This window comes from Kribbella sp. NPDC048928, from assembly GCF_043197975.1.
Taxonomy (GTDB): Bacteria; Actinomycetota; Actinomycetes; order Propionibacteriales; family Kribbellaceae; genus Kribbella.
Map to the genome: position 1 here is coordinate 148,553 of NZ_JBICUC010000002.1, position 22,906 is coordinate 171,458.

At 69.3% G+C, this 22,906-nt stretch carries 18 protein-coding genes; 8 read left to right on the forward strand and 10 right to left on the reverse strand.

The window, feature by feature from the left end:
• The first annotated feature begins 71 nt into the window (after positions 1-71).
• A complete protein-coding gene (locus ACGFI6_RS07490) occupies positions 72-1,277 on the forward strand; it encodes a DUF2786 domain-containing protein (RefSeq protein WP_393115985.1) in 1,206 nt (401 codons plus the stop codon).
• Complete coding sequence (locus ACGFI6_RS07495; protein ID WP_393115987.1) at positions 1,274-1,789, forward strand: dTDP-4-dehydrorhamnose 3,5-epimerase family protein; 516 nt, start codon at positions 1,274-1,276, stop codon at positions 1,787-1,789. The genes ACGFI6_RS07490 and ACGFI6_RS07495 overlap by 4 nt, the downstream gene beginning before the upstream one ends.
• Here ACGFI6_RS07495 and ACGFI6_RS07500 read toward each other — a convergent pair.
• Positions 1,752-2,348 carry a TetR/AcrR family transcriptional regulator gene (locus ACGFI6_RS07500; RefSeq protein ID WP_393115989.1) on the reverse strand — a complete coding sequence of 199 codons (597 nt, stop codon included), beginning with the start codon at positions 2,346-2,348 and terminating at the stop codon, positions 1,752-1,754. The genes ACGFI6_RS07495 and ACGFI6_RS07500 overlap by 38 nt on opposite strands.
• A 121-nt stretch (positions 2,349-2,469) precedes the next feature.
• On the opposite strand from ACGFI6_RS07500, the gene ACGFI6_RS07505 reads away from it, so the two are divergent.
• Both ACGFI6_RS07505 and ACGFI6_RS07510 read left to right on the forward strand, forming a co-directional pair.
• Positions 2,470-3,930, forward strand: a complete 1,461-nt coding sequence (locus tag ACGFI6_RS07505) for an MFS transporter (RefSeq protein ID WP_393115991.1) — start codon at positions 2,470-2,472, stop codon at positions 3,928-3,930.
• A gap of 42 nt (positions 3,931-3,972) precedes the next feature.
• The gene (locus ACGFI6_RS07510) at positions 3,973-4,725 is read left to right on the forward strand and encodes a class I SAM-dependent methyltransferase (protein WP_393115993.1); all 753 of its coding nucleotides are present in this window, start codon (positions 3,973-3,975) and stop codon (positions 4,723-4,725) included.
• Here ACGFI6_RS07510 and ACGFI6_RS07515 read toward each other — a convergent pair.
• The 3 genes from ACGFI6_RS07515 to ACGFI6_RS07525 are packed head-to-tail and all read right to left on the reverse strand — an operon-like array spanning position 4,722 to position 6,950.
• Complete coding sequence (locus ACGFI6_RS07515; RefSeq protein ID WP_393115995.1) at positions 4,722-5,471, reverse strand: SDR family NAD(P)-dependent oxidoreductase; 750 nt, start codon at positions 5,469-5,471, stop codon at positions 4,722-4,724. The genes ACGFI6_RS07510 and ACGFI6_RS07515 overlap by 4 nt on opposite strands.
• The gene (locus ACGFI6_RS07520; protein WP_393115997.1) at positions 5,464-6,702 is read right to left on the reverse strand and encodes an AMP-binding protein; all 1,239 of its coding nucleotides are present in this window, start codon (positions 6,700-6,702) and stop codon (positions 5,464-5,466) included. The genes ACGFI6_RS07515 and ACGFI6_RS07520 overlap by 8 nt, the downstream gene beginning before the upstream one ends.
• Entirely contained in the window at positions 6,699-6,950 is a 252-nt protein-coding gene (locus ACGFI6_RS07525; RefSeq protein ID WP_130387009.1) for a phosphopantetheine-binding protein, read from the reverse strand. Before ACGFI6_RS07525 ends, ACGFI6_RS07520 begins: the two co-directional genes overlap by 4 nt.
• Before the next feature lie 93 nt (positions 6,951-7,043).
• Here ACGFI6_RS07525 and ACGFI6_RS07530 point away from each other — a divergent pair, with 93 nt between their 5' ends.
• Positions 7,044-9,551 (forward strand): hypothetical protein, encoded by a 2,508-nt coding sequence (locus tag ACGFI6_RS07530; RefSeq protein ID WP_393115999.1) that lies wholly within the window; start codon positions 7,044-7,046, stop codon positions 9,549-9,551.
• A gap of 4 nt (positions 9,552-9,555) precedes the next feature.
• On the opposite strand, the gene ACGFI6_RS07535 is transcribed toward ACGFI6_RS07530, so the two are convergent.
• Positions 9,556-11,145 (reverse strand): glycoside hydrolase family 10 protein, encoded by a 1,590-nt coding sequence (locus ACGFI6_RS07535; protein ID WP_393116001.1) that lies wholly within the window; start codon positions 11,143-11,145, stop codon positions 9,556-9,558.
• A gap of 263 nt (positions 11,146-11,408) precedes the next feature.
• Here ACGFI6_RS07535 and ACGFI6_RS07540 point away from each other — a divergent pair, with 263 nt between their 5' ends.
• Together ACGFI6_RS07540 and pseI are read left to right on the forward strand one after the other, a co-directional pair.
• The gene (locus tag ACGFI6_RS07540; RefSeq protein WP_393116003.1) at positions 11,409-11,933 is read left to right on the forward strand and encodes a GNAT family N-acetyltransferase; all 525 of its coding nucleotides are present in this window, start codon (positions 11,409-11,411) and stop codon (positions 11,931-11,933) included.
• A complete protein-coding gene (gene pseI / locus ACGFI6_RS07545) occupies positions 11,930-12,979 on the forward strand; it encodes a pseudaminic acid synthase (RefSeq protein WP_393116005.1) in 1,050 nt (349 codons plus the stop codon). Before ACGFI6_RS07540 ends, pseI begins: the two co-directional genes overlap by 4 nt.
• On the opposite strand, the gene ACGFI6_RS07550 is transcribed toward pseI, so the two are convergent.
• A complete protein-coding gene (locus tag ACGFI6_RS07550) occupies positions 12,976-13,398 on the reverse strand; it encodes a hypothetical protein (RefSeq protein ID WP_393116007.1) in 423 nt (140 codons plus the stop codon). The two genes, pseI and ACGFI6_RS07550, sit on opposite strands and share 4 nt — an antisense overlap.
• A gap of 162 nt (positions 13,399-13,560) precedes the next feature.
• On the opposite strand from ACGFI6_RS07550, the gene ACGFI6_RS07555 reads away from it, so the two are divergent.
• Positions 13,561-14,952 carry a class I SAM-dependent methyltransferase gene (locus ACGFI6_RS07555; protein WP_393116009.1) on the forward strand — a complete coding sequence of 464 codons (1,392 nt, stop codon included), beginning with the start codon at positions 13,561-13,563 and terminating at the stop codon, positions 14,950-14,952.
• A gap of 864 nt (positions 14,953-15,816) precedes the next feature.
• Here ACGFI6_RS07555 and ACGFI6_RS07560 read toward each other — a convergent pair.
• From ACGFI6_RS07560 to ACGFI6_RS07575, 4 genes are read right to left on the reverse strand one after another with little or no spacing between them, the layout of a single operon-like run.
• On the reverse strand, positions 15,817-17,964 hold the full coding sequence (locus tag ACGFI6_RS07560) for a glycosyltransferase family 2 protein (RefSeq protein ID WP_393116011.1): 2,148 nt from the start codon (positions 17,962-17,964) through the stop codon (positions 15,817-15,819).
• The gene (locus ACGFI6_RS07565) at positions 17,961-19,691 is read right to left on the reverse strand and encodes a hypothetical protein (protein WP_393116013.1); all 1,731 of its coding nucleotides are present in this window, start codon (positions 19,689-19,691) and stop codon (positions 17,961-17,963) included. The genes ACGFI6_RS07560 and ACGFI6_RS07565 overlap by 4 nt, the downstream gene beginning before the upstream one ends.
• Positions 19,684-20,523 (reverse strand): hypothetical protein, encoded by an 840-nt coding sequence (locus ACGFI6_RS07570; protein WP_393116015.1) that lies wholly within the window; start codon positions 20,521-20,523, stop codon positions 19,684-19,686. The genes ACGFI6_RS07565 and ACGFI6_RS07570 overlap by 8 nt, the downstream gene beginning before the upstream one ends.
• Positions 20,523-22,811: a glycosyltransferase family 2 protein gene (locus ACGFI6_RS07575; RefSeq protein ID WP_393116017.1), complete on the reverse strand. Its 2,289-nt coding sequence runs from the start codon at positions 22,809-22,811 to the stop codon at positions 20,523-20,525. The genes ACGFI6_RS07570 and ACGFI6_RS07575 overlap by 1 nt, the downstream gene beginning before the upstream one ends.
• Positions 22,812-22,906 lie beyond the last annotated feature (95 nt).

Here is a 22,906-nt window from a genome sequence, read left to right on the forward strand (position 1 = left end):
CCGGTCGGTTATCCACAAGGGAACGGAGTCCTGGTTTGGTGGGAAATACTCCCGGTGCCAGACTCTGCCGCGTGAGTGACGAGGAAATCCTGCATTTGTTACCGATTGCGGCTGCGAGCGTTGCCGGCAGCGACGATCGGGCAGACGCTGCCCTGGCGCGCCTCGGTGCGTATGACGAGCGCGACCGGGCGCAGGTGGATCGTTGTGTGCAGGGGTTCCTCGGCGGGCTGATCCGCGGCGCCTGGGAGCGTGGTTGGGCGCCGGCCGACGTCGTTCAGTACGGTCGTCGCGAGCTGGACGCCGCAACCGAGCCGCTGCTGCTCGCGGCGATCTCCGCGGAGCATCAGACCTATCCCGCCGGGACGATCGATCCGCGCTGGCTCGACCAGCTCACCGACGTCGGCGTCGCGCAGCCTTTCACACCCCTGAGCCTCACTTCCTGGGCCGCCGGCGCCCGGGTCGGCCGTTACCTTGTTCTGCATCACGCGCTCGCCGTCGCGGGATTCCTGCAGACGTTGCCGATCATGGCCAAGCTGTTCCCGCTGCCCGGTGCGCCGGCCCGTCAGCAGCACGCCGTCGCACCGGCGAACGGGAAGATGCTCGCGCGGATCCGGGCGCTGCTCGCGAAGGCGGAGGCGACCGAGTTCCCGGACGAGGCCGAAGCCCTGTCGGGCAAGGCGCAGGAGCTGATGGCCAAGTTCTCCCTCGACAGCGCGCTGGTCGAGGCGGACGTGGAAATCCCGGACGACTCGGCCGCGCGACGCCTGTGGGTGGAGACGCCGTACGTGTCGGCCAAGGCGCAGCTCGTCGGTGCGGTCGCCGCCGCGAACCGGTGCCGTACGGTCGTGATCGAGACGCTGGCTGTCGTGACGATCGTGGGCGCCGAGCTGGATCTGCAACACACCGAGATCCTCAGCACCTCCCTGCTGGTGCAGGCGAACCGGGCGATGCTTGCCTCGGGCAAGCAGATCGGGCGGCGCGGGGAGTCCCGGACCCGATCGTTCCGGCAGTCGTTCCTGATGGCGTACGCGATGCGGATCGGTGAGCGGCTGCAGGCGACCGCCTCCGCAGCCGAGGCCGCCGTACCGGAGTCCGATGCGCAGCGGTTGTTGCCGGTGCTGGCGAAACGCGAGGAGCAGGTCGAGGCCTTGTACACCAGGCTGTTCCCGAACACGACGACCCGGCGGACACGGATCACCAACGGCGAAGGCTGGGAGGCGGGCCTGACCGCCGCGGACCAGGCCCAGCTCGACGCCCGTCGGCAGGTCCGCCGGTGAGGGCCCACCCGACGTCGATCGACGGCGTGCTGCGGATCGAGCTCGAGGTCAAGCCGAACGACGACGGCTGGTTCAAGGAGAACTTCCACCGCGCGAAGCTCGCCGACCTCGGGATGGACGTCGTCCAGCACAACGTCTTGTACTTCGAGGATGCGGGCGTCGTCCGCGGGATCCACGCGGAGCCGTGGGACAAGTACCTGTCGCCGTCGTCGGGACGGGTGTTCGTCGCGCTCGTGGAGCTGCGCGACACCGCCGAGTTCGGCCGCGTCGAGACCTTCGAGCTCGGTACGTCGGACGCGCTCTACGTACCGCGCGGCGTGGGGAACTCGTTCTGCACGCTGACGCCGCACACGACGTACAACTTCCTGGTGAACGAGCACTGGTCGCCGGAGCGGGTCGCTGTCGACCTGTTCGACCCGGAGCTGGCGATCGAGTGGCCGGTCGAGCAGCTGAAGTACACCGAGCGGGACGCGGCTAACCCTTCGCTTGCGCGGGTGCGCCGGCCGGCCTGAGTCCGCAGAGCACGATGTCGAGCAGGCGGTGCGCCTGCTCAGGCGGGGTGTCCGGTGAGTGCGTGATGCCCCCGACCAGCCGCAACACGTCCATCAGCTCCAGCTCGGGTCGCACCGCACCGGCCGCTTTCGCCTTGTCCAGCAGGAGATTCCCGGCTGCCTGTACGTTCGTCTTGCAGGCCTGGAAGAACGGCGACTCCGCGCCGATGGCAAGCGTCAACTCGTGGGACAGGCTCTTCTTGGACAGCCCGTACCCGACGAAGCTGCGCAACCAGGTGGCCAGCGCGTCGAACGGCTCCAGCTCGCGGTCGAACTCGTAGGCACGGTCCACGACGGTCTGGATCTCGTCGACGTAGACGGCCTCGAGCAGCGCGGTCCGGTGCGGGAAGCGGCGGTAGAGCGTGCCGATGCCGACGCCGGCCCGGCGGGCGATCTCCTCCAGGGAGGTGTCGGTCCCGTGCTCGGCGAACGTCTCCCGGGCGGCCGTCACCAGGCGGTCGTAGTTCCGGGCCGCGTCCGCGCGGGTCGGCCGCGTACACGGCAGTGGTTGTGGCGCCATCCAGCCCTCCTCGCGGGTCGGCCCAGAATATCCCTTGCAAAGCGGAGGATGCCTCCGTATCGTATCCGGAGGAACTCTCCGCTTTCTCTCACAACTGTAGCCCGTTGGGCTGAGGAGCACTATGTCGGCAACATCCACGGCGCCGCCCGGCGCCGCTCCGGCCACGCCTGCCCGGCGCCCGGGGGTAGTACTCGCAGTCATCCTGGTCACCCAGCTGATGGTGATCCTGGACGGCACCGTGGTGAACATCGCGATGCCACACATCCAGCAGGCGTTGCACTTCAGCCCGTCCAGCCTGTCCTGGGTACAGAACGCCTACGCGCTCGCGTTCGGCGGTCTGCTGCTGCTCGGCGCGCGGGCCGGCGACCTGCTCGGCCGCCGCCGGGTGTTCGTCACCGGGATCAGCATCTTCACGCTCGCCTCGCTGCTCGGCGGTCTCGCACCGAACGCCGAGCTGCTGCTCGCCGCCCGCGTCCTGCAGGGCATCGGTGGTGCGATCGCGGCTCCGGCGGCGCTGACGCTGCTGATGCTCACGTACCGCGAAGGTCCCGACCGGATGAAGGCCCTCGGGTACTACAGCCTGGTGTCGTCCGGTGGTGGCAGCCTCGGCCTGGTGCTCGGCGGCATGCTCACCGACTGGGCGTCGTGGCGCTGGGGCCTGTTCATCAACGTCCCGATCGGGATCGCGCTGGTGATCACCGCGCGCCGCGTGCTGACCGAGACCGAGCGGGAGACCGGCCGGTTCGACCTGGCCGGCGCGTTCACCTCGACACTCGGCATCACGTCGCTGGTGTTCGGGTTCATCCGGGTCGCCGAGAAGGGCTGGTCGTCACCCGAGGTGCTCGTCTCGTTCGCCGTCGGGGTGGCGCTGCTCGTCACGTTCGTGCTGGTCGAGCGGCGGGTGAGCCACCCGATCGTTCCGCTGCGGCTGTTCCGGTCACCGGTGCGCTCGGCGTCGTACCTGACGATGCTGCTCGTGGTCGGGACGATGTTCGGGATGTTCTTCTTCCTCACGCAGTACCTGCAGGGTGTGCTTGCGCTCAACCCGCTGGCGGCCGGGCTCGCGTTCCTGCCGATGACGGGGCTGCTGTTCACCGCGTCGCGCGTCGTACCGAAGCTGATCGCCCGGATCGACGGCGGCAAGCTGCTGCTGGCCGGATCGACCCTGGTCACGCTCGGCACGATCTGGCTGACTCGGCTGGGGCCGGACAGCACTTACCTGCACGACGTGGTCGGTCCGCTGCTGCTGTTCGGAGCGGGCGCCGGGATGATCTTCATCCCGCTCGTCGGCCGCGCCATCGCCGGCGTCGCACCGGAAGACTCGGGCGCAGCCTCCGGCATGCTGAACGTCGTACAACAGGTCGGCGGCGCGCTGGGCCTGGGCATCCTGGTCACCATCTTCGGCACCGCAAGCCGCAACTCCACCTCGACCGTCCCGCGCGAGGTCCTCGCCGACGGCGTCCACGCAGCCTTCGTCGGTTCCCTGATCTACGCGGCCGTGAGCCTCACCATCATCACCCTCACCGTCCGCCCCTGGACCTGGTTCCGCACCGGATCCGCGGCCGTCAGGAGCCGCGGATAATTGCCTCGCAGCCGGCCTGCTCGGCGTGAAACGGTGCGACGCATGGATCCTGCTGACTTCTACTCCGGCATCGTGGTCGACGCGTACAGCAAGTTGAAATCGGAGACCTTCGAGGCCGGGCCGTACCTGGAGTTCGTCCGGGCGCAGGGCGAGCCCGGGCTGGAGATCGGCTGCGGCGACGGGGTGCCGCTGCTCGAGCTGTGCGCGGCCGGGCTCGACGTGGACGGAGTCGACTCGTCCCTCGACATGGTCGAGCGGTGCCGCCGCAATGCCACCGAACGCGGGGTTCGGACCCAGGTCTTCCATCAGCGGATGGAAGACCTGAGTCTGGACCGGCGGTACGCGTCGATCTACCTCGCCGGACCGACCTTCAACCTCCTGGCGGACGACGAGACTGCCTTGCGGGCGCTGGTCGCGATCCGCGCACAGCTCACGGACGACGGCGCAGCGCTGATCCCGCTCTGGGTGCCCGACCCCACGCCGGCCGACGAGCTCGGGGTCAGCCGCACGACGGACGACGGACCGGGTGTCGAGCTCCGGTACACGCCGCTGTCGGAGAGCTACGACCGGGAGCAGCGCACGCGCATCACCACTTCGCGGTACGAGCGAATCACTCCCGACGGTACGGAGGTTGCCGACCGGGAGTGGATCATCCACTGGCACACCCCGGCTTCGTTCCGCCGCCTGTGCGCGGAGGCCGGGCTGCACGTGGCCGCCATGGTCGACGAAGACACCAACGAAGCCGCGACCGAGGCCGCCACCGACTTCTTTGTCACCGTGCGGCGCACGCCCTAGATCGAGGCGGCGCCGTCGACGACCAGGACCTGGCCGTTGAGGTTGGTGTTCTCCAGGAGGAGCAGGCGGACCAGGGGTAGTACGTCTTCGGGTTCGGTCAGGCGGCCGGTGGGGGTCCGGCGGGTGATCTGGTCGAGTTGGGTCTGGCCCAGGACCGCGGACATCTCGGAGGCGAAGAAGCCGGGGGCGATGGCGTTGGCGAGGATGCGGCCGCCGAGTTCGCGGGCGAGCGAACGGGTGGCCGCGTCCATGCCGCCCTTGGTGGCGGAGTACGCGACCAGGCCCGGGTAGCCGCGCTGGGCGCAGATCGAGGTGATGTTGACGATCCGGCCCTTCAAGCCCTTCGCGAGCATCCGGCGCAGCACGTACCGGGTCAGCACCAGCGGCGCCGTCAGGTTGGTCTGGATGATCTCGGCCAGGTGCTCCGCGGAGGTATGGACGTGCAACGAGTCCTGACCGATCGCCGCATTGTTGACCAGGGCATCGATCGGGCCGAGCTTCGCCTCGACCGCCTTGACGAACGCCTGCGTGGCGGCGCTGTCGTTGATGTCGACGGAGCCGTGGTGCAGGTGGTCCGGGTACTTCTCCGCGAGGGCGCCGAGTTCAGGTGTGACAGTACGGGCGAACGCGGCGACCTTCACGCCCGCGGCGAGCAGGTCGGTGACGATCGCCAGGCCGAGGCCGCGAGACCCGCCCGAGACCAGGACGACCGACGCGGGCGGGACGACAGCGGGAGTCTCAGACATCACTCTTCAGGCTTTCCTTCTGCGGGATCTCGTCGAGGAACTTGATCCGCCGCGGAACGCCGTAGTCCGGCAGCCGGTTCGAGCACCATTGGACCAGGTCGGCGTCGGTGATCGGGCCGAGCGAACGGTTCGGCACCACTTCGGCCGCGACCATCCGGCCGACCAGCGGCGCCTTGCGGGCGAACACCCGGGCCCACGAGACGCCCGGATGGCCCATCAGTACGTTGCGGACCACACCGGCCGACACCTTGGACCCGCCGACGTTGATCTCGTCGCTGTCCAGGCGGCCGGTGATCAGGACGCGATCGCCGTCGTACTCGACCCGGTCGCCGGTGCGGACCGCACCGATCTGGCCGGCGCCGTGATGCGGAGAGCGGATCACCAGCTCATCGCCCTCGACGCTCAGCGCCGGACGCTCGGGCTCGGCCGGCCGGTCCAGCCAGGCCTTCGGGAAGCCCGCCTTGCCGTCGTGCACCACGATCGACGCGCCGACCTCGGAGGAGGCGTAGATCCAGGAGATCCGCGCGGCCGGGAAGATCTCCCGCAGCTGGTCGAGGATCGCCTGGTCGACCGGCTCGCCGCCGAGCGTGATCTGCTCCAGCGGAACGCCGGCCAGCGCCTCGGCGTCGCGGTAGATCGCCTGCCGCCAGAACGTCGGCGTACCGGAGGCGGCCGTGACGCCGTGCTCGGTGGCGATCGCGGGCCAGTCCTCCAGCTCGTGCGGCTCGATGACGACCAGACCCTGGTCGGCCTGGGTCAGTGAGAGCGTGACGACCTGCCACCAGGCGTACGTCCCGGGCGAGTACGGCAGCAGCCAGGTGCGCGGGGGCTGGTCGGCAGTGACGGTGGTCAGCGACTCCAGGGTGTGACCGATGCGCTTCGGACGGCCGGTGGAGCCGGAGGTGAGCAGCCAGGCGCGGCCGGACTCCTCGACGCGCTTCAGCCGGGCCGGTGTGACCGTTCCGTCGGGCAGAACGATCGCGAACCCGGACTCGCCGAGCTCCTCGCGCATCAGCTCGTCGACGCGAGCCTCGGTCGCGACGAGCAGCTCGGTGCCGTGGACGGCATGGTGCCGGACCGCCGCGAGCGCGTCCGCGCCGTTGCCGACGAGCACGGCCGCGGGGGACGGCAGCTGGGGCAGCTTACGCAGGGTCCGCCAGGTCAGGCGCTGCCCGGCGACGACGACGGTGTTGTCGTCGCCGATCAGCGCGGTGCTGCGGCGGCCGCTCACGCCGACTGGAGTTGCTCGATGAAGTCCAGTACGTCGCCGACCGTCGCGATCCGGCGCAGCCCAGGGGCATCGAAGTTCAACTCGTCACCGAGCTCGTCCTCCACCCGGAGAGCCAGCTCGGAGAAGTCCAGCGAGCGGAACCCGATCTCGCGGAGATCCGCCGTGTCCTCGGCGGGCAATGCACGGCCCTGGGCCGTCATCACCTCACCCATCAACTCCCTGACCCGACTCCGATCCACCGAACTCATAGTCCCGAAGCCTAGCCTCGGACCCCCACCACTCACCAATGGTTCCCACACCGACCTCGTCACGCCACCCGGCCCGACCCATAGACTTCCCCGATGATCAGAGCGGGCCGGGGACAGCGCGTAGCCGCAGGAGCCCGCACGGCGCGTGGCAAGCGGGCCGCAGCGCTGGTCAGTCTTCCGGTCCTTCCGCTCGCCTGGTTCGTGGCGTTGCAGGAGCATCCGCCGTGGATGCCGGCCGCCTATCTCGGCTATCTGCTGGTCGTGATCGTCGTACCAGGCACCATGTTCTGGCGGCGGCTGACCGGCGGCGTGGGGTGGCTGTCCGCGGACGTCGTCCTCGGTACGGCGTTCGGAATGGCCGTCGAGGCGCTGCTCTACCCGATCGGGATGCTCTTCAAGATGCCGTTCGCGGCGCTCCTGATGCCCGCGCTGGCGTTCGGGGTGTGGCGGACGCTCCCGCGGCACCGACCGGTCGAACGGCCGACCCCGTGGTGGTCGATGGCCGGAGCGATGGTCGCGGTCGGGGTTGCGGCGGCCTGGTTCGTCCGCGTCGGCTCGCAACTGATCCCACTCAACGGCCCGGACGCGCTCCGGCCGGGCTCGGACGCCCCGCACAATCTCGCGCTGGCAGGTGAGCTGACTCACCATGTGCCGCCGCGGATCCCGTACGCCGACGGCAAGTGGCTCACGAGCCACTGGGCGGCGTACGAGCACATCGCGTCCGCGCACTGGATCACCAGCGTGCCGCTCGACGTCCTGACGCACCGCATGGTGCCGTTCGCCTGGATCCTGCTGACCGTGCTCGGCGCGGCCGCGGTGGGAATGGTGCTGACGGGTCGCGCGGTGGCCGCTCCGATCGGCGCCGGGCTCGTGGTGGCCGGCGGCGACCTGGTCGCTTGGCCGTGGGCGGTCTCGGACCGCGTCTTCGCGGACGGGCCGTTCTCGCTCGGCGAGCTGACGAACCCGCCGCAGGCGTTCTCGACGGTCTTGCTACTTCCGCTGATCGCGGTCACCGCCTTGCTGCTGCGGCGGAAGCCGGGGACGACACGCAGCCAACTGTTCCGGCTCTTCGTCGTGGCAGGGGTCCTGGTCGCCGCGCTGGCGCTGACCAAGTCGACGACGCTGCCTGTGTACGCGACGGGTCTCGCGGTCGCCTGGATCTACCTGACGGTGCGGCGCGGGCGGCTGAACCTGCGCGCCCTGGTGCTCGGCGTCGGCGTCGCGGCCGCCTACGCGTTGGTCTTCTTCCTGGTGCTGCGGGGCGCGGCGTCGACCGTGCGCATCGACCCCGGAGCGACGTTCCGGAGCCTGGCGGACCGGATGGGTGGCGGGTCCGCGGTCACCGTGATCGCTGCGGTGGTCGTGGCCGGCTGGGCGATGCCGCTGGTCGGCGCGCTGCTGATCAAGCGGCGGATCCCCCGTGATCCGATGGTGTTGTTCCTGCTGGCCGGCTTCGCGGCCGCGGTGCTCGGCGCGACGCTGCTCGCCGATCGTGGGGACACCCAATTGTTCTTCGTCCGTACGGGCTTTGTGCTCGGCGTACTGCTCGCGACCTGGGGTCTCGGGTCGCTCGAGCGGCGGCAGTACTGGATCGCCGGCGTCGCGATCGCGATCGGCGTCGCCGCGATCTACTGGGGCCGGCACCAGACGCCGCGCTCGTGCACGTCGACCACCTGCTTCGGTCAGGGCGTCGCGGTGGCGCTGGTGATCGCGGCGCTCGGGATCGGTGTGTTCGGGCTGGTTCTGCGCGGTTCCCGGCGTACTTGGGCGCTGATCGCGGTCGCGGTGCTCGTCGGTACGACGGTGTCGCCGACGGTCGCGTCGATCCGGCGGTTCGCGAACCCGCCGCTGACCTCGTACGACTCGATCGCGCCGGGCGGCATCGAAGCGGCCGGCTTCATCCGCCGGAACTCCGGGTCGGACGACCGGATCGCCACCAACGTGCACTGCCATCAGGCGCGGGCGTCGCACTGCCAAGCCGGCTCGTACTGGATCTCCGGGTACGCCGAGCGGCGCGTGCTCGTCGAGGGCTGGTCGTACCAGGCGCGGGTCGACGACACGTACCCCGCCGCCGTTCAGGGACCGTACTGGAACCAGGACCTGCTCCGGCTGAACGACGAGGTGTTCAGCAACCCGACCCGGCAGACGATCGAGACCCTGCGGACGCAGTACGACGTGCAGTGGCTGCTGCTCGACGAACGGGTCAGTGCACCGCCGAAGAACCTGGACAAGCTGACCGAGCTCCGGTTCCAGCTCGGGACGGTCCGTGTGTACCAGATCTACCCGCCGCCGCCGGCGAACCCGTACCCGACGAAGTCGCCGACGCCGACGTTCCCGACCCAGAACCCGTCCGCACAGAGTCCGTCGACGCCCTTTCCGACCTCGTCGGCGACCGGGTTCCCCACCGGGCCGTCCGCAAGCTTCCCGACCCCGGGCGGCTCCACCCAGAGCTTCCCGACCCCGAGCATCCCGACCGGGACCCAGCCGACGCAGCCGTTCCCGACCGGATCCTTCCCGACCAGCATCCCGACGTCCCCGACCTACCCCACGGGCCCGGTCCCGACGCAGGTGACGACCACGCCGGGACTCAGGAGCCCGTAGAGGTTCAGCGGAGCGAGACGGCCGGGATCGCGACGCTCTGGTTGGCGAGGCGGTCCAGGGCGGTGACGGAGTAGATGTACGCCTTGCCCGGGGTTGCGGTGGTGTCGACGTACGACTGGGCCGCGCCGGTCGAGCGGACGGTGGCGATCAGGTTGCGCGCGTCGTTGTCGGGGCAGTGGTCGCCGCCCAGGAGTTCGCGCCGGTAGATCGCGTACGAGGTGGTGTCCTTCGAGGTCCGCGACCACTTCACCTGGACGCCGTTCGCGGTCCGGGACGCGTGCACCGCGTGCGCCGGCAGCGGTGCGCGGGAGTCGAGCGCCGGCATCGCCGGGATCAGCGCGGGCCGCGTGTACCAGGTGTCGTTGAGCAGCGTGGTCGCACCGAGACGGTCAGCGCGGACGTCCTTCGCGGAGAAGTAGATGTTGCCCTTCACCTCGGGGATCGTGCTGTCGAACGCCAGGTGGTCGCTCAGTTCCTTCGGGTCCGCCCAGTCCGGCGACTGCGTCGACGTACCGACCTTGTAGGTCGCCTCGCCGATGTAGAGGTGCACGTGCGTCCCGCGGACCTGGTCGGCCCACCACGGCACGATCTTGTTGTAGTCGGCCGGTGCGAACCCGCCGGCCCAGTACACCTGCGGGACGATGTAGTCGATCCATTCGTCGCGGACCCACTTGCGGGTGTCGGCCGCGAGGTCGTCGTACGTCTGCACGCCGGCCGTCGTGTCGGTGCCCTCCGGGTCGGTCGCCTTGTTCCGCCAGACCGCGAACGGCGAGATGCCGAACTTGATCCACGGCTTGATCGCGTGCATCTTCTGGCTCAGCTCGTGGATCAGCAGGTCGATGTTGTGCCGCCGCCACGCCTGCAGGTCGGTGTAGCCGTCGGCGTACTGCGCGAACGTCGCCGCATCGTCGAACGTCTGGCCCGCCACCGGGTACGGGTAGAAGTAGTCGTCGAAGTGCACGCCGTCGATGTCGTAGTTCGCGACCGCGTCCATGATCGCGTCCTCGACCAGCTTGCGGGCGGCCGGGATGCCGGGGTTGTAGTAGAGCTTCCCGCCGTACGTCACGACCCAGTCCGGGTGCTGGCGCGCCGGGTGCGTCGGGACGAGCGCGTTGATGTCGGTGCCCATCGAGAGCCGGTACGGGTTGAACCAGGCGTGCAGCTCGAGGTTCCGCTTGTGCGCCTCGGCGACCGCGAACTTCAGCGGGTCGTAGCCGGGGTCGCCGCCCTGGTGGCCAGTCAGGTACTGCGACCAGGGCTCCACCTTCGACGGCCAGAACGCGTCCGCGGTCGGACGTACCTGGAGGACGACCGCGTTGTGGTGCTGGCGGACCGCGTCGTCGAGCCAGCCGATCAGCTCGGCCTGCTGCTGCGCGGCGCTCAGCCCGGTCTTCGACGGCCAGTCGATGTTCACCACCGACGAGATCCAGCTCGCCCGGAACTGCCGCAGCGGCGTGGTCGTACTCGGCGCGCAGCGCTGCTGCTCCGACTGCTGCTCCGACCGGGTGGGCGCGGCGGACGCCGGACCCGCGAGCCCGGCCAGCAACAATCCCGCGGTCACGCCCAGAACACCCATGGTTCGCCAGACTCTCATGTCACTCTCCGACCGTCGTTCAAGGTGAAGTCGAAAGATGTTTACACATCCAGGTGCTTGAAGAACAGCACTCAATCGGTTGGAGCTAGGTCATGGCTGATAATCCAGCGCCGTAGCGAGGAGGTGCTCGGTGCGGTAGCTCGGTGTGCGGGGGCGAAGGTCTCGATGCGGAGCATCGTGGCCTTTGCACCCGTGCGGCGAGGTGCCGTGCCGAGTGCCCCGCAGTAGGCGCTGGATTATCAGCCATGACCTAGGTTAGGTGCATGCTGCGCGCCGCGACCGAAGACGACCTGGACCTCATCCGGCAACTGCGGAATCAGCAGGCGAACCGGGACGTGAGCATCACCGCGCACGAGATCACCGCGGACGAACACGCAGCGTGGTGGGCGAAGACGTCGGTCGATCCGTCCCGGCGGGTGCTGATCTACACCCGCGACGGCGCGACCGCCGGCGTGGTGAACTTCTTCGACCTCGACGCCAGGTCCGGCGCCTGGGGGTTCTTCCTGGACGCGGACGGGCTGGCCGAGCGCGGCGAGACGCTGCCGGCCTGGATCGAGATCATGCGCGAGGCCACCACATACGCGTTCGACGAGCTCGGTCTCGACGTACTGACCGGTGAGGTGCTCGAGCACAACGCCGTCGTCCGGCAGATGAACCGGCGCTTCCGGTTCGCCGAGGGGACACCGGAGACTCGGTCCGTCGACGGGCGCGAGATCATCGTGATACCGATCAGCCTGCGCAAACAGGACCGCCGCAAGCAACGAAGCGAATCGAAAGGCATGGCATGAGCACTATCGAGATCGGCGGGGTGCCGGTCGGGCCGGACCACCAGCCGTTCGTGATCGCCGAGATGTCCGGGAACCACAACGGCGACCTGGAGCGGGCGCTCGACATCGTCCGCGCGGTCGCGGAGACGGGCGCGCAGGCGCTCAAGCTGCAGACGTACACCGCGGACACGATGACGCTCGACCTCGACCTGCCGGCGTTCCGGCTGCCGGCCGAGCACGAGCTGTGGAGCGAGGCGCGCCTCTACGACCTTTACGAGGAGGCACACACGCCGTGGGCGTGGCACGAGCCGATCTTCGAGCTGGCCAAGTCGCTCGGCATGGTCGCGTTCTCGTCCGCGTTCGACGCCACCGCGATCGACTTCCTGGAGAAGCTCAACGTCCCCGCGTACAAGGTCGCGTCGAACGAGATCGGTGACCTGCCGCTGGTCCGCGGGATGGCCGCGACCGGCAAGCCGATCATCATCTCGACCGGTTCCGCGACGCTGATGGACATCGACGCCGCGGTCCGGGCCGCCCGGTCCACAGGCAACGAGCAGATCATCGTGCTGTCCTGTACGGCCAGCTACCCGGCGCCGCCGGAGCAGTCGAACCTCCGCGGCATCCCGGTGCTCCGGGACGCCCTCGGCGTACAGATCGGGCTCTCGGACCACACGATGGGCATCGGTGCCGCCGTGGCCGCAGTCGCGCTCGGTGCGACCGTGATCGAGAAGCACGTGACGCTGAAGCGCATCGACGGCGGCGTCGACTCGGCGTTCTCGCTGGAGCCGTGGGAGCTGGAGATGCTCGTCGAGAGCACCCGCGTCGCGCAGCTCTCGCTGGGCGAGCCGGTGATCGGCCCGAAGCAGGCCGAGCAGAACGTCCTGCGCTTCCGCCGTTCCCTCTACGTCACCCAGGACGTCGAGGCCGGCGACCTCATCACCTTCGAGAACGTCCGCTCCATCCGCCCAGCCGGCGGCCTCGCCCCGGACATGTTCACCCAGGTCGAAGGTCGGCCGTTCCGCATCGCCGCCAAGGCCGGCACTGCCCTCACCTGGGACCTGCTCTAGAGCGATCTGAGTCCGTCCCGCGTTTTCGCCGCGAAGGCGAGGAACGCGGGCTCCGGGTTGGCGAAGGCGTCCAGGCGGATAACTACGACGTACCGATCGGTGCGGTACTGCAGCGTGCGCTCGGTGCAGATCTGGTCGCCGACCGGGAACGTGCGGACGAGGTAGCGCGCCCGGACGCCGTACCCGGGGAGCGCGTGCTCGACCACCGAGGCGCGCTCCCGGCCGTCGAGCAGAATGTGCGCACACTCGGGTGGAGTCGGCAGACGCTGATCGATGAGCCGGTCACCGAGCGCAGGATCCAGCTCGACGACGGCCACACTGACTTCCTGGCGCTCGGTGACGGCGATGTCGACGGTCCGCGTCGTACAACCGGCGAGCACCAGCACCAGGCAGCCGACCGCCAACGGCCGGCGAGTCACCGAACCCCTCCCCCTGGGATCATGTCCTGTCTGATGCATGCTACGCAGGAAAGGTTGGCTGCAGTGACCGAGTACTTGTTGTTTCCGGGGCGGCATCATGTGTTGACTCGGTTTCAGGGGGAATTTCTGCGGCGGCATGCGGAGCGGACCGTGGTGTGGGCGGTGACGTCGGCGAATCACCGGACGACGAAGCGGAATCCGGTGGGGTTCGATCGGCGGGAGGCGGCGATCGAGCGGTTCAGTGTGGCGACGGGGATCCGGTCGCTGGTGGTGGGGGTGGTGGACACGCCGCCGACGGACGAGTTCGCCGAGGTGACGGTGAAGGCGATCGAGGCGGGGACCGACGATCTCGTCCGGTTGACGCCGGCGAACACGATCGTCGCGTGTTCCACGCCTGAGGTGAGCAAGCTCTACGAGCGGCTCGGGTACGAGGTGATCGACGTCGAGCCCGAGGGTACGGCGCGGCCGTGGGACGTCCTGCTGATGATTGCTGCGGGCAACGATCAGTGGAAGGAGCTCGCGCACCCGGCGACCGTCGACGTGTTCGAACGGTACGCGCTGGATGCGCACGTCGCGCGCTGCGTGAACGACCCGGTGGTCGGCGACGACGGCGGGCTGACCACGACCCGCGACTACAAGACGTACGCGGATGCGTTCGAGACCGCCGCGGACCGGAAGTGGTTGCAGATCAAGGATTTCGTACGTCCCGGACGCATCCTCGACATCGGTTGCGCGACCGGCGCGACGCTGCAGCTCGTCGACCGCGACCCGCGCTTCCACGAGTCGGATCTGATCGGTGTCGAGGTCGCCCGGCACCTGTACGCCGAGTGCGTGCACAAGAAGGAGCAGGGCCTCTTCAGCAACCCGAACGTCTACTTCTACCAGCGCAACATGCTGGGCTCCTCGGTCTTTCCCAAGCGATCGATCGACACCACGCTGACGCTCGCGCTCACGCATGAGATCTGGTCGTACGCCAACGGATCGCGACCGGAGACGGTCCAGCGATTCGCCGACGCCCTGTACGCGCATACGGCCCCGAACGGCGTCTGGATCAACTCCGACGTCTGTGGTCCGGACGAGCCCGACTACCCCGTCGTACTGCAACTGGACGACAGCGACGGCATCAACCCGAACGAGGTGTCCTCGTTGGAGGTGCTCGACGATCCCGCGGCGTACGTCGGGAAGTTGTCGACGCGGGCGCGGTTCTTCCAGTTCGCCCATGACTTCCGGCGGAACGCGAAGGTGCCGTTCGAGTACACCGTGGACGGCGACGGGATCGTGATCAGGCTGGCCGACGCGATGGACTTCCTGACCCGCAAGGACTACGTCGACAACTGGCTGAGCGAGACTCACGAACAGTTCTGCGGCCTCAGCTTCGCCGGCTGGTCCGCGGTCGCCGAGCGCGCCGGCTTCATCATCGACCCGTCATCGAAGGCCTGGCGCAACGACTGGGTCATCGACAACCGCATCGCGCCGGTCGCCTCGATCACCACCCGCGATGGCACACCGATCGACTGGCCAGTCACCCACCAACTCCTGATTGCCCGCCGCTAACAGACGCGCCGTTAACGCACGCTGTGCTCACATGCGGCCCTGACCCGACCACACCGAACTCCCAATTTGCCTGGCTCACCCATCAAATGCGGCTCTCCTGTCGCATGAGTGGGTGGACCGAGGGCGGACGGGCGTGGCGATTCCGGGACGGAACTGGAGGGCTGGCACAGGTAACCGGCGCCGCCCACAGGCCACGACCTCTCCACGCCCCAGGCTGCCTGTCCACCCCCACCACTGCTTGTCCGAACCCACCGTTGCTTGTCCGAACCCTCCGCCACCGCCGTCGCACGCCGCCCAGTTCACCAGCCAACCGACCAACCGACCGGCCGGCATGGACATTTCGACAGGTAGTGCACCCTGAGACACCGTACGCGCAGCGCACTTTCACGCTCAGGTGCACTACCCACCGGCCAGCCACCGACCGACATGTCCTGTCGAACTGTCCGCCCCGCCACCCCCGACCACACGCAGAAGGTAGGAGGGCCGGTCATCTACTCGTGGTGTGGGTTCTCTGCTCGCACACCGGTCGAGAACCCTCAACGCGAGCGCCAGGTTTCGTCGAGTCGTGAATCTTGGTAGTGAAATACGGGGCAAATGCAGCCTCGATCCACGACTCGGTGTCCTGGGGGCCAGCCGGACGCCACGACTCGGCGCGAGCCCGCCTGGAGGGTAGGACAAGGGTGTCGCGGCTCGCGTGCCGCATCACCGAACCGACCCCATCCCGCTGCCCGATCCCGGTGCACAGCTCAGTATGGAGTGGTCGGCACCCACACATCGGACACAAGAGCCTCAGATGCGCGGTGGCTCGGGGCGCGCTCGGGGCGGGCTCGGGGGTGGGGGGCTGGGCCTGGGTGGGTGGGGTGGTTACGTGGCCTTTAGGTGGAGGGTTCCGGCTAGTGGGCGTACGGCGAAGGTCTGCCCGTCTCGGGTGAGCGTCAACGGAAGACGGCTGGAGAGGAAGGGTTCGCATTGGACTGCGAATGAGGTGCTGTCCGGGAGGGTTGCGAACAGGATCCAGTCGGCCGGTTCCAGGGCTGCCAGGTCGACCACGGCCGCCCAGCCGTCGTCCGAGACGGTACGGCGGCACTCGACGTCCACGTGGTCGTCGGAGTCGGGCAGGTACCGCCGCCAGCTGAAGTCGACATCGCCCCAGTCCGGTCCGCGCACCACCAGCATGTTGCCCGCAGCAACGGCAGCCGTCGCGGTCGTGCGGATCGGCGACTCGTGCAGGTTCACATAGCCGCCGGTCGAGCGGGTCAGCATCACGACCCGTCCGCCTTCCGCGTGGGAGACGAGGCGCTCGCCCGCCGTCCACAGCAGCACCTGTTCGCGCCCTTCCGGATCACGCATCCGGAACGCGCGCGTGGTGCGCTGGCTGAACGGGTCGTCCGGGTTGATCTCCTCGAGAATCGGCCGGATCGGCAGCCGGGCGGTGAAGTCGCGGCCATGCACCTCGAGCGGCAGCGCCACCTCCCCACCAGACAACGGCCGGCTCACGAACAGCGTCGGCTCGTCGAACGCCGACCGCCCGTGCAGCACCAGCGCGTCCGGGGTCTGCTCGATCGACGTCAACCGGCACGGATCGGACAGCCGCCGGACGGCGAACGCACCGTCCTTGCCCGGACCGGGCTGGATCCAGTTGAGGTCGTCGATCCATGCCCCCGGCGGCCAGCCGGGACTGCCTGCCTTCTGCCCCCGCAGCAGCTCGCGTCGGCGGATCCCACCGGCACGGAGCCGGACGTCGAAGTGCGACGGCCCGGCCGGGCATTTCGCGAGCAGCTCCCGACGGACGCGGACCTCGAACCCGACGAGGTTCGGCTCGCCGCGGAGGTCCGGAGCCGGGTACCGCCGTACCGGGAGACGATGGTTGCGGCCGGCAATCACCAGGCCGATGCGGAGACTGGACGGCTCGGACTGCAGGTGCCGGAGTTCGGCGGTGCCGCGGATCGAGAGGTCACCGTCGATCCACGAGACCTCGCGGACGCTGGTCGCAAGGGTGCTGTCGGCCGTCGTCCGCGGGAGGTGCTTCTCCGCCGCGTCCGGATCGACCGCGACCTTGTGCAGGAGCTCGAGATCGCCCGCGCGCACAGCCGCGAACTGGAGCTGGGCGAGGCGCGGCGAGTTCGCCAGGACCTCCTCGTCGAGCCGGTCCAGGAGCCCCGTGGTGAGCTCGACCAGATGCTGCTCCTCCTCCGGCGGGACGGTGCCGAACGCCGAGAGGATCGCGTGCAGGTCGATCTGCCGGAAGTGCGCGTGCACCCGGTGCCGGATCGCCGGCAGCGCGTCCTCGATCTCGTCCAGCACCAGGCCGGCCGAGACCACGCGGTCGCGGATATTCGCGAGCTGGAACTTCTGCTGCGTGATCGAGTCGCCGGACTCACGCTCGCGCCAGAAGTACACCGGCGCCGCGACGGTGTCGACGGTGACCGCGTCGAGGTGGGCCTTCAGCGTGACCGGGTAGTCCTCGTACCGGATCGCGGGGAACCGGTAGCCGTACTCGTCCCAGAAGGAACGGCGGTAGACCTTGTTCCACACCATGCGGTCCAGCACGAGCTGCGGCGTCTCGGAGATGTGCGTGGCCGGCCGATCCGCGGTGAACGCCTGCCCGTGCAGCCACGATTGCCGTACGCCGTAGCTGTTGTTGAACCGCCGTGCGTTCCCGCCCGCGAAGTCCGACCCGGTCCGGTCCAGCGAGTTGATCAGCAGGCCGAACCCGTGCCGCGTGACCAGGTCGTCGCTGTCGACGAACGTGACGTACTCCCCCGTGGCGTGCTCGACGCCTGTGTTGCGCGCCGGACCGAGCCCGGCGTTCTGCTGCTCGACGATCCGGAACCGCGCGTCGGTGTCACAGAACTCCTTCGCCACCACGGCGCTGTCGTCCGGCGAACCGTCGTCGACCAGGATCGCCTCGAAGTCGGCGAACGTCTGCCGCGCGATCGAGTCGAGACAGTCCCCGATGTAAGCCCCCACGTTGTAGAACGGCACTACCACGCTGAGGCGTGGCGCCGTCACCGCCTTCGCAATCGGCGGTCAAGCTTGCGGGCCAGCTTCCGGGCGACCACCTTCGGTTTGCGGACCTGGGCGGCGTGGAAGATCACGCGGGAGACGGCGTACGTGCGGGAGTCGCGGATCCGGTCGTGCGCGGCGGTCACCCGCTGGAGCTGGCCGCGGAGCTCGCGGATCCGGTGCTCGCGGGTCTTCATCGCCTTGTTGCGGAACCCGAGCGTGCGCTCGAGGCCGTAGACGTGGCCCTTCAGCTCGAACAGCTCGTGCTTGGCGGCCTCGGCGTCGGCGAGCGCCGTCCGGACGTCGACGGTGCCGGGGCCGGTTCCCAGTACAGCGGCGAGCGCGGTGGCGAGTTCTTTGCCACGGGCAACTTGTTGTGAGGTGGCGGGGAGAGTGTCGGGGTCGGTTGCCTGGATCTGCTCCGGCGGCTCGACTCCGGACATCCCGAGCCAGGCGGAGACGAGATCGTCGCCCAGCATCCACGGCGGCCAGGGGTGCCGGCGGTGCTGGCCGATCAGGCGGTCGTGGAACCGTACCCAGGCTGCCGCCAGTAAATCTTCCTTCTGTACGGGCGCCTGGGTCGTCCAGCCTGAGACGCCGTAGCTGAAGGTGTCGCCGTCGTAGATGATGTCGTCCCAGCGGACGATCACCCGTGTCTCGCTCACCCAGTCACCGAGGTCGGCCGCCAGCTTGCGGAACCCAGGCACGTCCTCGGCCGCAGCGAGCCGGAACAACACACTCTCAACCGCCACACCCGACGAGATCGCACCAGGAACAACGCCGGGGTCAAAGGAGAGTGAGTGCCCACGCGTCGGCTCGGACGCGGAGTCCGTCGCGGGCTCGGAGGCGGGCGCCTCGTTCGGGGTGGGGTCGCCGGTGATGGTGGTGTCCCAGCCGGTGAGGGTTTGGTTGGCAGTGAGGACTGCGCCGGCGGTCTCGGCGTAGATGTCGTGTGCGGGTGGTGCTCCTGCGATCGCCAGCCATCCGGTGGGGACCGCGGCGAGCAGCCCGGCGCGGGCGGCGGTGTCGATGCCCTCATGTGACGGGGAGAGTAGAGGTACGTCAGCAGGCTCCAGCGCACCGACCGCGAGCCGCGTCGGCAGCTCGCCAGGACGGCCGGCCGCGGCCACGTCCGCGCGAACGAAGGCGCTCGACGCGAAGTCGGCGTACACCTCAACCGCCCACGGCAGCGCCGTACGGAGCTGGTCGACCGACACCGGCCGCGTCGGGTCGTCGTGCACCGGCCGCCACTCGTCGTCACCGTGCCGCTCCTCGGCAGGACGACTGTCGAGCAGGTTCAGCAGCGAGAACTCGTTCTCCAGGCCGAGAACGACAACCGCGTCCGGAGTCGCCAGCGCACCGACCGCCGCCAACCGCTCCGTCCACGAGAGGTCCGCGCTGTCGTACCCGAGGACGCGGTCCAGACCGTCCGACGCGATGATCACGTCGTACGGCGAGGTCTGCAGCCCGTCCAGTGCGCCCGCGATCACCTGCAGACACGGACCGAACTCGTCACCCAACTGCTGCGCATCCGCAACCGAACGCACCAGGATCGTCACGTCCGCCGAGTGCGCAAGCACGGACTCGATCAGCTGCGGCGCATGCGGCCCGAGCACCAACGTCCGCCGATTGGCCGGAATCACGTCGGTCAGCAACGCCGCCAACGCCGGCCGCGCCACCGTACGATCCGTCCACGGCTGCATCTCCCCGCGAACCACCTGGACTTCAGACACGTTCTCTCCAATCGAACAGGCTGCGGAGTTCCGCGGCGGGCATCATCCAGGGGCGGCCGAGCTCGAGGTCGGTGGTCGCCCGGGCGGCCTCGAGGTCGATCGATTTGCCGAGCAGCTCCGGCCAGAGCCGCTCGATCCGGCTCTGTCCGCCGAACAGGGGGTTCTCGCCGTCCATCTCCATCGGGTCGCCGTACACAGCCGGCTCGCACCCGGCGGCGATGCCGTAGAAGATCGCCGTCGACAACCGGTTGGCGGCCACCCGCTTGTGCTTGCGAAGCTCGGCCAGCTGCCGGTACAGGAACTGCCGCTCGGTCCCCTCGTACGAGAAGCCGCGACGCCCGAACGACACCACCCGGAACCCGGCGTCCTCGTAGAACCCACGAACCTCGGGCCGGTCGTACTCGGTGTAGTACAGGCTGAACGTCACCGGGCCGGGCTCGGTCTCGCGGATCTCGTCGATCAGCCGCCGGTGGTCGCCGTGGATCTTGCCGCCCTCCCAACCATGGAAGAGGAACCAGAGGGTGCCCTCGCGCTCGACGGGCTCGTCTTGGTCCTGCACGGTGGGCTCCGGCTCGAGCTCGGTCAGGTACAGGAACGGCGCACCGACGCTGTGGTAGTTCCGCCGGCCGAGCGAGTGCCCGCGCCGCCGCGGCGCGTCGCTCCAGGTGAACCGCCACGCGCCGTCGTAGAACTCGTGCACCGGGTTCCAGCCGCAGCCGATGTTCCAGCCGTGCTGCAGGTACCCGCGCAGCCGCGGCGGGTGATCGAAGTCGAAGCCGGCGTACCGCGAGAGGATGTGCGCCTGGCCGTAGTAGTGGTTGTGGTGATGCATCAGCGCACCTCGACGTGCAGAGTGCCGGCATGGGGTCGGACGGCAAGCGCGTGCGTTCCGGTGCCGGAGGTGATTGCCAAGGGCAACCGGCTGCACAGGAACGGCTCGCACTGCACGGCATGCGCCGTACCGTCGGGGGCGGTCGCGAACAGGATCCAGTCGGCCAGCGCGGCCAGTGGATCGACGGAGACCTGTACTGCGGTCACCGGGATCAGGGCGTTCACATCAACGGTCACGGACCAGCCGTCCACGGCCGACGTACGGCGGCACGGGACGTCCAGGTGGTCGTCGGAATCGGCCAGGTACCGCCGCCAGCTGAAGGTACGCTCGCCACCCTCCGAGCCGCGCACGACCAACTGATTGCCCTCAGCAACTGCCGCGACAGCCGTGGTCCGGATCGGCGACTCGTGCAGGTTCACGTACCCGCCGGTCGATCGAGTCAGTGTGAGGACGCGATCGCCCTCGGTCCGCGCCAACGCGTCGTCGCCGGCGGTCCAGAGCAGCACGCGTTCCTGGCGCAGCGGCCCGCGGACGCGGAACATCCGGGTCGTCCGCTGCCCGAACGGATCGTCGGGGTTGGCCGCGTCGAGCAGCTCCCGGATCGGCAGCCGGGCGGTGAAATCGCGCCCGTCGACCGCCAGCGCGACCGCTTCCTCGCCGCCGACGATCGGCCGGCTCAGGTACAGCTCCGGCTCGTCGAACGACGCCCGGCCATGCAGCACCAGCTCGTCGCCGGTCTGCTCGACCGCGGTCAGCCGGCACGGGTCCGTCAGCCGGCGCAGCGAGAACCAGCCGTGCTTCCCCGGACCAGGCTGAATCCAGTTCGTCGCGTCGATCCACGCTCCGGGCGGCCACCCCGGGCTCCCGGGGCCCTGGCTGCCGAGCATGCCCTTGCGCTCCCGACGGCCCGACTGCATCCGTACCTCGAAATGCGCCGGCTCGCCCGTGCACTCGCCGAGCTGCTCCTCGTCGAGCAGGACCTCGAAGCCGACGAGCGTCCTCGTCCCGTGCAGATCCAGCGCGTCGTACCGACGGACGTCCAGGGGGTACGCGGTTTTGCCGACAAGCAGCGAGATCTCCAGCGTAGACGTACTGCCGGTCTCCAGGTGGCGGATCTCGGCGGTGCCGTTGACCGACAGCTTGCCGTCGACCCAGCCGACCTGGCGCACGCTCGTCGCGAGGGTCAGATCCTGCTCGCGCAGGCCGTACAGAGCTCGCGGCACGGCGGATTCGCCGAGGCCCGGGTAGTTGTATTCGAGCTGCTTCGAGCGGCGCGGCCGCGGTACCGCCCGTGCGCCGCCGCGCAGACCGCCCGAGTTGCGGAAGACGGCGAGCCGGCGGAGCAGGTCGACGTCCCCGGACCGGAGCGCCGCGTGCTGGATCCGGTCGTACCGGTGGGTCTTGGCCAGGACGTCCTCGTCCAGCCGGCCGAGCAGCTCCCGCGACAGGTCGACCAGCGCCTGCTCGTCCTCGGCCGGTACGGACCCGAACGCGGACATCAGGGTCAGTACGTCGATCTGCGCCAGGTGCGCGTGCACGCGCCGGCGGACCACCGGGACGGCGTCCGCGACCAGGTCGGTGACCAGGCCGGCCGAGGTCACCCGGTCCCGGATGTTGCCGAGCTGGAACTTCTGCTGGGTGATCGACTCGCCGGACTCGCGCTCGCGCCAGTAATAGACGGCCTGCGGGATCGTGTCGACGGTGACCGCGTCCAGGTGCGCCTTCAGCGCGACCGGATAGTCCTCGTACCGGATCGGGGGGAAGGTGTACCCGAACTCGGTCCAGAACGAGCGCCGGTAGACCTTGTTCCACAGCATCCGGTCCAGGACCAGATCGGGGAACTCGGTGACATGGGTGGCGTGCCGGACCCGGGCGAACGGCTGCTTGTGCAGCCACGACGGCCGGACGCCGAAGCTGTTGTTGAACCGCCGCGCGTTGCCGCCGGCGAAGTCCGAACCGGTCTTGTCCAGTGTCCGGACCAGGGCGGCGAACCCGTACCGCGAGACCAGGTCGTCGCCGTCGACGAACGCGAGGTACTCGCCGGTCGCCTCCCGGATCCCCGCGTCCCGCGCCGGGCCGGGGCCGGCGTTCTCCTGCTGGATGAGCCGGAAGCGGGCGTCCTGGGCGCAGAACTGCTTCGCGACCACCGCGCTGTCGTCCGGCGACCCGTCGTCGACGAGGATCGCCTCGAAGTCCGGCCAGGCCTGGCGGGCGATCGACTCCAGGCAGTCTCCGAGGTACTCGCCGACGCCGTAGAAGGGCACCACAACGCTCAACCGCGGCGTCACTCCGGTGGGCCCTCCTCGCCAGGGTGTGTCTCCTGATTCCACGCCGTAGCGAGCAGGTGCTCGGCGAGGTGCCCGCCGAGTGCCGCGCAGTAGGC